Annotated in this window: 10 protein-coding genes; 1 reads left to right on the top strand and 9 read right to left on the bottom strand. The window is 59.9% G+C overall.

Going from position 1 to position 11133, the window contains the following annotated elements:
* Window positions 1-2050 precede the first annotated feature (2050 nt).
* From EN949_RS27740 to EN949_RS27710, 7 genes are all read right to left on the bottom strand, one after another.
* On the bottom strand, window positions 2051-2431 hold the full coding sequence (locus tag EN949_RS27740; RefSeq protein WP_024505614.1) for a DUF982 domain-containing protein: 381 nt from the start codon (window positions 2429-2431) through the stop codon (window positions 2051-2053).
* A 495-nt stretch (window positions 2432-2926) separates the two neighbouring features.
* On the bottom strand, window positions 2927-3295 hold the full coding sequence (locus EN949_RS27735; RefSeq protein ID WP_127367035.1) for an SPW repeat protein: 369 nt from the start codon (window positions 3293-3295) through the stop codon (window positions 2927-2929).
* Between the two features lie 30 nt (window positions 3296-3325).
* Entirely contained in the window at window positions 3326-3649 is a 324-nt protein-coding gene (locus tag EN949_RS27730) for an RNA polymerase rpb6 (RefSeq protein ID WP_127367032.1), read from the bottom strand.
* An 11-nt stretch (window positions 3650-3660) separates the two neighbouring features.
* Window positions 3661-4329: an NADH dehydrogenase ubiquinone Fe-S protein 4 gene (locus EN949_RS27725; RefSeq protein ID WP_245459338.1), complete on the bottom strand. Its 669-nt coding sequence runs from the start codon at window positions 4327-4329 to the stop codon at window positions 3661-3663.
* A 170-nt stretch (window positions 4330-4499) separates the two neighbouring features.
* Window positions 4500-5009, bottom strand: coding sequence for an Hsp20/alpha crystallin family protein (locus tag EN949_RS27720; protein WP_013525023.1), 510 nt, complete (start codon window positions 5007-5009; stop codon window positions 4500-4502).
* A 73-nt stretch (window positions 5010-5082) separates the two neighbouring features.
* Window positions 5083-5553 (bottom strand): Hsp20 family protein, encoded by a 471-nt coding sequence (locus EN949_RS27715; protein WP_127367036.1) that lies wholly within the window; start codon window positions 5551-5553, stop codon window positions 5083-5085.
* A 237-nt stretch (window positions 5554-5790) separates the two neighbouring features.
* Window positions 5791-6144, bottom strand: coding sequence for a hypothetical protein (locus tag EN949_RS27710; RefSeq protein WP_127367034.1), 354 nt, complete (start codon window positions 6142-6144; stop codon window positions 5791-5793).
* A 286-nt stretch (window positions 6145-6430) separates the two neighbouring features.
* Between EN949_RS27710 and EN949_RS27705 the strand changes: the two genes are divergently transcribed.
* Complete coding sequence (locus tag EN949_RS27705; RefSeq protein ID WP_245461868.1) at window positions 6431-7771, top strand: Do family serine endopeptidase; 1341 nt, start codon at window positions 6431-6433, stop codon at window positions 7769-7771.
* 562 nt (window positions 7772-8333) lie between these two features.
* Here EN949_RS27705 and EN949_RS27700 read toward each other — a convergent pair.
* Both EN949_RS27700 and EN949_RS27695 read right to left on the bottom strand, forming a co-directional pair.
* Entirely contained in the window at window positions 8334-8570 is a 237-nt protein-coding gene (locus EN949_RS27700; protein ID WP_013525027.1) for a hypothetical protein, read from the bottom strand.
* 477 nt (window positions 8571-9047) lie between these two features.
* A complete protein-coding gene (locus tag EN949_RS27695) occupies window positions 9048-10301 on the bottom strand; it encodes a diguanylate cyclase (RefSeq protein WP_127367772.1) in 1254 nt (417 codons plus the stop codon).
* Window positions 10302-11133: the final 832 nt, after the last annotated feature.

Here is an 11133-nt window from a genome sequence, read left to right as displayed (position 1 = left end):
CGTCCCAACAAACCCGCCACAGGCGCCGGCCACCCCTCCAATCGCTTACCGAGATGTGGATTGTGGGGGATGCGCACCATGTGTCGGCGATGACCAGTCGATGCCCGTCCGCGTGAACGTCTGCGCCCGCCGTCCTCTCGAGTCAACCTGGGGAGAATTCGACCATGGAACACAGTTTGGCTGAAAATAGCGGCGCGGCTCTCCCGCGATCGCCTGGGTCGCGGCGGCCCTTGCATGATATGGACCGTCTAGCTGCCGATAGTTGGGCTTCGCCATTTGCTCGGCTATAGTTAGAACCATCTATGGCTCAAAGCCCCTCCAGCATCATCGGTTCGCCGGCTCAAGGATCAGGTAAGTTCCGGCGCCACCTCAGTGATCATCCCACTGACGCGGAGGGAAGCCCGCTTTGAACTGCACATTTTACGTCGCGGACCCCATGTCGGTCTGGTCGCCATGTTAGCCGACGCTAAATCAGAGCGATGCGACACTTCTTGCTGGGCCTTACAGTCTGTCTCTATTGCACCACATTGCTTCGGGCCGAAGCATGGCAGCCCTTTGGCGTCCGGCAGCTTGGCTTTACATTCGATATTCCTCCAGGTTTCGTCCTCACCCAGCACTCGGATCAAGGCGCGGCTTTTCTGGGGCCGAGAGAAGCGTCCCTAGTCGTTTGGGGCGGACAATTGGGCAAAGCCAGTTTTCGCGCCGAGATCGAGCACCGCATGATAGAGGACAAAAAGTCCGGTTGGCGACTGACCTATCGGCGCATAACATCCAGATGGGCAAGCTACTCGGGTGTCAAGAATGGCGAGATCCGCTATGTCCGCGCAATCACGGTCTGCGGCGACCGCGCCGCGCTTTTCATAATTAATTACAGGAAATCGGAAAAGAAACCATATGACCTGTTGTCGTGCGGATGGTCCGGTCCCTGAAGGCACAGGGCTGCTAAGTGGGGGGTGGGCAACGCGGACTGCTGCGCCCTGAGCTGCGGCCGCGTGATCCGCACGCTCAGGCAGTCGGCCTTGCGGCTGTTTCCAAATGGTGCATCCCAGACGTGGGAAGACGACGCGGAGAGCATCTCCCGACCGCTTCCTGCAACGGAGGGGCGATCATTTCCATTACTATCGCCGTGTGCTCAGAGGGGTCAGAGACGAGAGCTGCGTGTTCGTGCGCCGCGCCCTCGACACCACTGACCGTATAAAATCCGCACGCCAGAGATTTTCGCGAGGCTGCTGACGATGCCTTGTAGGCATCGTTGATGCTGGGCGAAATCCACAAGCAGCGCGTGTCCGATACCGCCCATGCCGTGTCTCTGGATTTGTCTATCAGCCTCTCGCAGAGATATTGGTCGCCGGGCTCCTCGGCACGATCCTGCGGACTAGCCGAGAGCACGATAGGCGAGCCTGCCAAATCATCATCTGTTGACGCGGTCGGCGGCCGTCGAGAACAATACACACTGTCTATTCACCGCGCCACTCGTTCGAAGACCGCATGAAGAACGGTAGGCTCGGCGAGGAGCTTCGGCGCATGTTGATGGGCTACCCGATCTACCGGCCGAAATATGGCGAGGACGGCGACATGAAGATGTGGCAACAGGAACTATGAAGATCGTGTGGCCGCTCGATCCTGGGATCGTATGACCCGCTGACGCACTGCGGCAAGACGTTCTTCCTTCGCCCAGTGGTCCTGCAAGGCGCGTTCCAAGTGGTCGTATAACGGGAGCCATGCCTCACCATGGTCACCTCGTGCCACAATGATTTCGGCGACGCGGTCGAGTACTCGCTCAATCCGCTGTGCCGTGACTGGTCGAGGCGTGGGCGAGTCTCGCCTCACGGCTTCGCCCGTCCGCAAGGCCATGAATGCACCATGCCTTATGTGTAGCGGACTTTTTTGGTGCAGTGAAGGCCTGCATTCGGCTTGAGCTGCAATCGGCGGCTGCGGCTTGCAGATGTGAAAGGCTCTTTGCTCATCGGGGTTGGCAGCGGGAGGGCGATCGTCCGCAGCCCCCGAATACGATAGCGCGAGTTGCCGGCGCAGCCCGTCCGTCATCTGGTCAACCGAGCCTCTCCTCCTCGTGAGCGCGTGGCAGATTGTTTGCTGCGGCGGCGTGATTGCCGCCGCAGAGAGTTTTAACGGTTAGTTCGTGTGCACTGCCAATCTTCGGCCCTGTCATCCAAGACGGCGCCAAGGGAACGTCTTCGATCACACCCACCCTGCGTGCCCAGGTCGCAAACGCCTTGTGCGCGGCCTCGACCGACTTGCGACCATCATACGCCGAGTAGCATGTATCACAGGCCGCTCCGTGGAGAAGGCCGCGCCTTTCGACCGGCCATTCTTCCAGAAATTCTATGGCATCCATGACGCAACCGATCTTTTTGAGGACGAAACTGTCATCTCGCACGAAAATCGGCTGTTTGAACGTAGCGCTCTCCATCGTGACCTCCCTTCAAGCCCTAAAGCGGCGCTTGTGTCTCTTCGGGTGACGCAGGATGATTCCTCGGCAAAACATGCCGGTCTGCGTGACGCCTTCGGCACAGAGAGGATATTGGAAATGGCTCTTTTCAGTTCAAGAGAGAATTGGCCGGCCGAGCCCAGCAGCCTCTTGGCAATTGGCACCTCATCCCGCTGCCAGCGCGTCTGTCCGCGAGGCCCTCGGCCCACCAACCTGCACGTCGGCGATCTTGCCGTCGCGTAGCAAGGCCTCTAACCGGCGTAGCAGTGTAGATAGACTGGAAGAGCATCAGCGCAGCGAAAGCAGCGTTGTGTTTTCCTTTACTCATGTCCATTGCGGCCACTCCACACAGCGCGGGATATAGGTCGTCAAACCGGAGCGCATCAATTCTGGCACGTCAACGCCTTCATCGCCGCCGGCATCGTCTCGCGAAAAAAAGAGCGGGCCCGGAAGAGTCGGACCCGCCAGCGGCTATGATCAGGCTGCAGAGAGCGGTCGGTCATTCGCGAGCCAAAGGCTGGCTGCTGCCAGGGCAGCAACCACAGCGCCAGCGATGGCGTGCGACCACATTGCTGCCGCCAGGCCGGCAAAGCCAAGCACCCAAGGTGCGGCCACAATCCACAGGCCGACGACAAGGTTCGCCCATTCCTCATATTTGTGGAACGCCACCAACGCGCGCGCTGCGATCAGAACGGTGATTACGCCCGCGATGAAGGCGTGCCAGACGGCAACAGCATCGGCAGCATAGCCAAGGAGCCAAGGCGAGAGCGCCAGCGCGATGCCGGCAAGGATGTTTACGACATCAAGCGCCCGCCTGCTGCTGTCGGAAGCGAGATTCTTCAACATCGTCATTCTCCTTTCCTGCGTTTCAGTACGTCAATGTACCGCCCTTGAGTCGAGGGCGGGTGCGGCAGCGGGCCTGTTCGGCCCGATGCCGCAAAGCTTCTTGGGTCCGGATTTGAAACGGACGCAGTCCTTCGGCGAGATCGGCTCAGTCAGGAGGAAGGGTTCGATCTCCCGAGGTTCGAACGAATTGCCGGCGATCTCACTCAATGCGAGATGCGGCCGGCTCTTCGGCCTGGCCGCCAGCCGGGGCGCTGCGCCGCGCGCCAGTGCGCGCGCCCGCCCTGCTGCCGCGACCGCAAGCGCGAAGGGGTTCGGGATGGTCCGTTGGGCGTCGAAGACGATCAGTGGGTCCATTCTTGCCTCCATCATGCGGCTATCCGGGATCGTACCGGGCTGAGCCGAGTCTGGAATCTCTGGGTACTGCCTTCCAAGGCCAGCAGAGCGAGCTCAACCTCGTCCAATCGCGTCGGACGTGCATTTTCCGGCATGCCTTCAGCGGTGGCCAGGTCGATCAGGTACTCGTTCCAGGCCCAGTTCTTGAGCACGGCACATTTCTCTTCGGGTGCGAGTACCGGGTCATCCACCACCTGCATCGGAGAGGCGTAGAATGTCTCGGGCTCGGAAAGCGCCGTCTGTATGTGCGCTGCCTCTGCACCAGCGCCATAGTTGTGGCTTGCCTGAAGCCATGCCAATAGTAGCCGTTGCCAAACCACGTCGGAAAAGGCGTGCCTCTCCTCCGATGCTTGCCTGTTGCTGACCTTGGCCTGAGAGCCAGAAGATGGAACCTGCACCACGTAGCTGAGGCCTTGGCGCTCCGCATAACGGATCGCCGCCTCCAGCGTCGGAAAATCCGGTCGAACCTGGGTCAGGGTGTCCCGGCCGCCCGTATAGCCCATCAGCGGCTCGATGAACGGGGCTGTGCGAGGTTCGAAGATCAATCGCCAGTCCTTACGGGGCTTTGCCGAGGTCGTGGCCGAGCGGCATGGCTGGTAGATCCGTGCCGTCACGCCGTCCGGAAACACTGACCGCCCCATTGACAAAGCCGGCTCGTCGACACGAGGCCGATTGTCATTGTCCGGCCGGCCGGAGGTCCTGGTTGGGCTTCTGATGTCGCTGCTTTGAACTGTCTCCATTGTCTGTCCCTCCTATCATGAAGGGTGGTACGAGCAGCGGCCGTTACGGCCGCTGCTCATACTGCCGTGCGTCAGTTCTTGCCGTTGATTGCGATCCGCTTGGCCTTCGCCTGCGCCCGCTCGGTCTTGGGCAAGGTCACGGTCAGCACCCCGTTCTTGAAGGCGGCGTTGACCTTGTCTTCCTCGACCTCGTAGCCGAGCGGAATGAGGCGCTCGAAGCGACCGTAGAAGCGCTCGGAGAACTGCCGGTCTTTGTCCTCGGTCTCGGAACGCTTCTCGCCTTTAAGCTTGAGCGCCCCGTTGTCCAGCAGGACTTCTATGTCGCTCTCGTCCAGGCCGGGTATTTCCGCCGTGACGCGGACTTCCTTGTCCGTGTCGGAAATTTCGACGCTGGGCCAAGTGGCGGCAAAAGAGGGACTGAAGGCCGGCAGTCTGGCGCCGAAGCTGCGGAAGGCGTCATCGAACAGCCGGTTTACCTCCCGGTGGAGGGAGACGAAGGGGTCTCGATCTCCATCAGGGAAGAGACTGGGCGCCGAGTTTCCGTTGCCCCGGCCCCATGGGATCAAATCACGTACGCTCATTGTCTTTCTCCTTTCGTAGGTCTGTGAGCCGGGCCGGACGCCCGGCTCAAGCGATGCCTTCATCGTGGATTGCTCAGGCCGCCAGCTTCTCGGTCTCGACCTTGCGGGCTTCGATCTTCGGAATGGGAGCCCCGCTGGAGATCTCGACCTTGCGCGGTTTCATCTCCTCGGGAACCTCGCGCTTGAGATCGATGCTCAGCAGCCCGTTCTCAAGGCTGGCGCCAGCAACTTTGACATGATCGGCCAGTTCGAACCGACGCTCGAAAGCGCGCCCGTTGATGCCGCGGTAGAGATACTGGCCGTTCTCATCGCCGGATTGCGACCCGCTCACGACCAGCATGTTGGGCTGGTGAGTGATGGTCAGCTGGTCCTGCGAGAAACCGGCGACCGCCATCGTGATGCGATAGTCATCATCATCAACCTTGGCGATATCGTAGGGCGGCCAGTTGTCGAACGAGGCCACACGGCTCGCATTTTCAAGCATGTCGACCATGCGGTCGAAGCCGATGCTGGACCGGTACAGGGGGGTAAAATCGAGGTTCATAACCACATCCTCCTTTGAGCAACATGGATCATAGGAGGCGCCAAGAGCCTTGCCGCCTCCTGGTCTTGCCGGCCCCATCAGGCGACCGGCGACCATCAATTTAGAATCGCGACTTGCACCTTCAAGAGGTATTAGGAAAATTTTCAGCGGCAATCCGGGCGAAACGCACCCATGCCACCCCCCGCCGGCGGGGTCACTCGCCGACGGGTCAATGGTTCACGAACAATCAGGTCGCGCTTAAATCCGATCGATGAATGGCACGAACCCGGCCACCATCGCGCTGTCACTGCCATCAGGACCGGCAAGCTCGTCCGATTGATCCAATTGTTGCAATGCATCCATGATCGCATCGAAGCTGACTGGTTCACCCGCCCCCGGCAGCATGCGAAGCGCTGGCACGGATTCTACCGCGCAGGCATCCGACGCCCATGACGAAAGGATGGCGCGCTTCTCCTGACCGTCCAGGGCAACGTCGGCCAAGACGTCGTGGGGATGTTTGAAATGCCGTGCCGGATGCAGCAATCGGTCCAGAAAAACATCGGGGGCCACGGGTTCAATCGAGGCAAAATGGGTCGAAATGGCTGCTTCCATTGATGGTCCTCCGCTTCAGACAATCTCCTGCGTGTTTGAGTTTGGCGGCTCTCGCGATTCCCGCCAGACGAAATTTTGGGACGTCTCAAGCAAGTTTCAATGGCTTGGCACGGGTCACATTTCCCGTGGTCAACGCCTTAGAACCATTTTATCCAGCCGGTGAAACAATCGGCGAGAATCTCAGTTCTGACGTCGGGCGAAAATCAAGGACCCGAATCCGGCAGGAGAACCAGTCATGTCTTACCTCTCTAGGAACTTGTGCATTGGCTTGATCACAGGAGCCCTGATGCTCTCGACTGGCGGCCTTGCTCCGGCCACCGCACAGGAAATTCCGAACGACTTCAGCGCAATCGTGCGTCAGAAGCTGCCCGCGGTTGTCGCCATCACGACCAGGCAGATCATCCAGGATCAAACGACGCTCAACGACTTTCTCAATCCCTTCGACGGAGGAGGGCGTATCCAGCCCCAGGTGCGGGAAGCACTCGGCTCCGGCTTTGTGATCAGTCCCGAAGGCTACATCGTCACCAATAACCATGTCGTCGCCGACGCAACTGAGATTCACGTCGTGTTCTCCGACAAGGAGACGGCGCCCGCCCGGGTGGTGGGCCGCGATCCGGCAACCGACATCGCGGTATTGAAAGTCGAGCCTCGGCCCAACATGACGGCGACGGCCTGGGGGGATTCTGACGCGATGCAACCAGGGGCCTGGACCATCGCCATCGGCAGTCCCTTCGGCCTCGGGGGCACGGTCACTGTCGGCGTCCTTTCTGCCCGCTCTCGCGATATCCAGGCCGGTCCTTACGACGATTTCCTGCAGACTGACGCCTCGATCAACAGAGGTAACTCGGGAGGTCCTTTGTTCAACGCGCGCGGCGAAGTCATCGGAGTCAACACGGCAATCGTGTCGCCGTCAGGCGGTAGCATAGGCATTGGATTCGCGGTGCCCTCGCGCACAGCTCGGACTGTCGTCGACCAACTGATCAGCACTGGCCGCATCGAGCGCGGCTTCATCGGCGTGCGTCTTCAGGAGATCACGCCTTCCATCGCCGAGGCGCTCGGAATGCCGGGCGCCAAGGGCGCGCTGGTTGCCTCGGTCGAGGCTGGCAGCCCGGCGCAGAAAGCGGGAATCCAGGCCGGCGACGTGATAACCCGGTTCAACGACAAGGACATCCAAGGCGTCCATGACCTGACGCTGGCGGCAGCAAGCCAGAAGCCGGGATCGAAAGTGACCGTAACAACGAACCGGGGCGGCACAAACCAGGAATTGTCGCTGACTGTCGATCGACGCAGGGACCAGGAGGAACAGACCGGTGCCATTCCAAGCCTGGGTACTGAGGACCAGCGCCTTGGTATGTCGCTGAGCGCCATTCCGGACGAAGCGCGCCAGCAACTCGGCCTACAGGCCGACACCACGGGCGTGTTCGTCCAGGATGTCGCTCCCAACAGTCTTGCGGCCGAAAGCGGCATCCGGCCCGGCGACGTCATCGTGTCGGCCAACAACCGAAACATGACCCAGCCGTCTGACGTCCGCGAGGAATGGGCGAAATCCCGTCAGCAGAAAAAGCCAGTGCTGTTCCGTATCGACCGGCAGGGACAATCGCTTTTCGTTGCTGTGGCAAACTCCTGACTGACAGGCCAGAGACGGCGTCGCGATCTGTGCTGCTGGGCTGGCCCCCTACCGGAGCGCACCAGAGTTGTGAAGCCGATGAGCGGTATGTTTGAAGTGGCGGTCCGGCTCAACATGCGGCTGCGGGAACTGCTCTGCGGCTTTGCGCGCACGGTCGGCGACTCCGGTCGGCGAGGCGAAAGTCCTTACGTTTCGGCGCATCCGGCGACCACACAGGTGGACAACAAAAGCCTGCGATCCGCTTCTGAGCGCGTGTGCTTTTATCGATGTAAGGAACTTCGCGCCGCAGGTTTAGACTAGCGATCTCTGGCGTGTGAACGCAAGAGAAGTCGGCGATCTCCGAAATCGGTTGAGTGATCAATGCTGTAGCGTTGTCCAGTGGCCGGCTGAGCCGCACGAGGCCTGTGATGCCTGCTACTCGGCTACGATGGTCGGGAGTCTGGAGCCCACGCGCAAGACCGACTGAACTGAAACGGGCACAAAGGTCGGTTTCATCAAGGATGTGTCTGCAACGCTGCCGTGGATGACAGGGCCAAATTGCACATTCGATGGGTTTGCTGATTTATTCCAGACGGGTGCCCGGTTCAGCCGGGTCGTCTTCGTCGGGCTTAAGCAGGTCGATAAGCGCGGCCGCTCGTGTTCCCGGAAGCGGGCGCCCCTGTCCCATTAACGCCTCGTCAGCAAAAGCCCATGCCCATGCCTCTCTCAATTCCTCGATCGACGCACCCGTTGCGATGATCTCCGCAACCGTAATATCGTCGGCTGACCCAATGACGGAGAGAACTTCTTGCCGTGTCATCGTTTGACCGCGTTCTGACTACAACTGAACTAGATGGAGATTTCATGGAGCACTTGCAACCGATTTAATGAGGGCTGTCGCAGGATTCCCTTGCGCAAGATCAGGGGCTGCGCAATGGGCGCCATTCACCTAGCCAAACGCGCGCCACATAGGGCGCAGGGCGCAGAAATCGACGGAGCCCATGCGCTCGGCATTTGCGAAGACCCGGCAAGTCATCCAGATGATCGCCCATCACTGAGGCCATTTGGTGGAACTCCCCCTGGACCATCCACGCAGCCGGAATCGGCCATGGGTGTTCTGAACAACCCGGAAACTCGTTTCAGGGGATTATTCTCGAAATCGTAGTCTGCCGGCGCGATGTGGAGATTACAGGGGAACCCTTCGTCTCGGTGGTCCAAAGTCCCTGAACTAACCTGTTATCGTCGACGCACGGGAAACCCCGTGATTCAGAAGAGCAGATCTCGGGCCACGCACGGCCTATGCCCCGAGGCTGCCCGGCCGAATGTGTTTGCGCGCGGATAACTCCGGTCTGTGAAGCAGCACCCTGTTGCGGCCCGTCTGCTTGGCAAGGTAAAGTGCGGCATCCGCTCGCTGCTGTAACTGCTCCGGCGAGATCGCCTCAGAGGTCTGAACGGCAACTCCAATGCTCAGGGTGACCCAGCGCGACACACGGGATCCAGGGTTGGGCAAAGCGGCAGCCTCGACGCTCTTACGCATTCGTTCAGCCACAGCGGCGGCCTCTTCCTCGTTCACCCCGGGCAGGAGCACGAGGAATTCTTCGCCGCCATAACGGGCAACGTGATCGCGATCACGCCTCACGTTTTCCTTCAAGATAGTTGCGACCTTTACCAAACACCGATCTTCCTCCGCATGGCCGAGGTGGTCGTTTAGCTTCTTGAAGTTGTCAATGTCGCACATCAGCATCGCGGCACCGGCAAGGCAAAGTTTGTCACTTCCCCATAGGCGCTCGAGTGTTTCCGTCATCCAGCGACGGTTGGAGATGCCGGTGAGTGGATCGGTCCTCGCCAGGAGTACCAGTCGATCATTCGCTTTCGCCAGTTCGGCGACCCTGCGTCGGTCGCGAAGCTCAAACAGGAAAGTCTTTTGAGCAAGAATTGTCATGATGCGCCGCGCGGCCACCGTTGCAAAGATACCGCTGGCGAAGAACAGCGTTCCAGCCACTGCACTCCCATGCGCGATGGCCGGGTTCTGCAGTTGAAGCATGAGAAAGAGTCCGAGCGCCAGCGCAGCGATCGTCATCGTCCACGCCAGGGGGATCCCGAAGATTATGATGGCTGTGATGGCCACGAACAACATGACGTTCAATTGCCGTTCGTAGAACTCGCCACCAGCGCTTGCTCCGACCAATGCGACTGACAACAAGATCAGGAACATGCCTGCGATCAGCGAAGCTCCTTGGAGCCAAGGCGCCTGCGGTTTACGCCAGGCTAGGACCACGGCCAACGCGATGGGCGGGATGATGGCGCCGGGCAGGAGCATGGACTGCGCTACGCCCCATGGAAGCAACGCCGCGTTCAGTGCCAACGTCAGCACATCCAAAAATGCCACCCAGATCATCCACGCGCGGATGATTTTCGCCGTTTGCGACCAGACACGTGCTCGAAATAGGCGTTCGATCTCGCCACGCAGGCTGATTTCGCGCGTACGGCGCGCCAGAAGCCGGTCGACCTCAGCGGCTAGGGCAGGATCATCCTGCACATCGGGGGGCATCAGATCTGACAAGTCGATAGGCCCTACGCTGCTTTCTCCTGAACATCTATCCAAGCCATAGGCGGTCGGCGGTGGGCAAGCATGTCAACTTACCCTGAAGTTTTGATTTATAGCTGCGATTTGCGAACAATCAGTCCCAAACCATCCGATGCTCGATGCGTAGCCGAATTAACCTTTGTAATTGCGGTGGCGCTGCACCGCTGTTATCCACGCCCCGCCGCTGGGCTCGGCGAAATGTTCCGAGAGCTTCTGAAGTTGACCGCGTGAAGGAACGGGTGATGCCGATTCTTGTCATGTCGACCTTTCGAGTATTGCCTGCAGACCAACAGGATGGATTTGGCCATGAAAGGAAGCCGACCGGTTATTTCGTTGTTGGATTTCGACATACTCTCCCGGGTTCTTACGTCAGCCATCAGGGAGAGCCCGGAATCCGATTCGACGGTCCAGGCCCGCGAGCTTGTGTGCCTATACACCGGGAAAAAGTCAGCCGACCAAAATTTGATCGCGGCCTTGCTTCACGCCAGTCGCGCCCAGCTGGACGTGGAAGCATCCAAGGCCAATCGCCCGGCCAGAATTGACTGAGTGCCTGCATCTGCTCGACGTGACCTCTCACCGGGTTGTCTCCTCGACGGAGCTACGTCCGAGACGAAGCCCAAAGGCGCGACCGACTGAGACGCAGAGCAGAATTCCCGCAGGCGACAGGACGAATATCCTGACCGCGACACGATAGCCAGCAGGTCACCGAATGGCCCTTTGGAAGTCATGGCAGCGGGTTGGACTTCGATCGAGATAGCCGAGGCCATCGAGCATCCGGCCGTGGCCGACCGTCGTG

Origin of the sequence: Mesorhizobium sp. M7A.F.Ca.US.007.01.2.1 (genome assembly GCF_003998165.1) — a bacterium.
GTDB classification, from domain to species: domain Bacteria; phylum Pseudomonadota; class Alphaproteobacteria; order Rhizobiales; family Rhizobiaceae; genus Mesorhizobium; species Mesorhizobium ciceri.
Note: the sequence above shows the minus strand (reverse complement) of the source record. Positions and strands in the feature narration are given on the sequence as shown.

Excerpts from the sequence above, each read along its gene's own strand:
- EN949_RS27725 (WP_245459338.1), bottom strand. The coding sequence starts at position 4,329 with ATGGGGCGGTCAGTGTTTCCGGACGGCGTGACGGCACGGATCTACCAG.
- EN949_RS27700 (WP_013525027.1), bottom strand. The coding sequence starts at position 8,570 with ATGACACGGCAAGAAGTTCTCTCCGTCATTGGGTCAGCCGACGATATT.
- EN949_RS27715 (WP_127367036.1), bottom strand. The coding sequence starts at position 5,553 with ATGAACCTCGATTTTACCCCCCTGTACCGGTCCAGCATCGGCTTCGAC.
- EN949_RS27740 (WP_024505614.1), bottom strand. The coding sequence starts at position 2,431 with ATGGAGAGCGCTACGTTCAAACAGCCGATTTTCGTGCGAGATGACAGT.
- EN949_RS27705 (WP_245461868.1), top strand. The coding sequence starts at position 6,431 with ATGCTCTCGACTGGCGGCCTTGCTCCGGCCACCGCACAGGAAATTCCG.
- EN949_RS27710 (WP_127367034.1), bottom strand. The coding sequence starts at position 6,144 with ATGGAAGCAGCCATTTCGACCCATTTTGCCTCGATTGAACCCGTGGCC.
- EN949_RS27730 (WP_127367032.1), bottom strand. The coding sequence starts at position 3,649 with ATGGACCCACTGATCGTCTTCGACGCCCAACGGACCATCCCGAACCCC.
- EN949_RS27720 (WP_013525023.1), bottom strand. The coding sequence starts at position 5,009 with ATGAGCGTACGTGATTTGATCCCATGGGGCCGGGGCAACGGAAACTCG.
- EN949_RS27695 (WP_127367772.1), bottom strand. The coding sequence starts at position 10,301 with ATGCCCCCCGATGTGCAGGATGATCCTGCCCTAGCCGCTGAGGTCGAC.
- EN949_RS27735 (WP_127367035.1), bottom strand. The coding sequence starts at position 3,295 with ATGTTGAAGAATCTCGCTTCCGACAGCAGCAGGCGGGCGCTTGATGTC.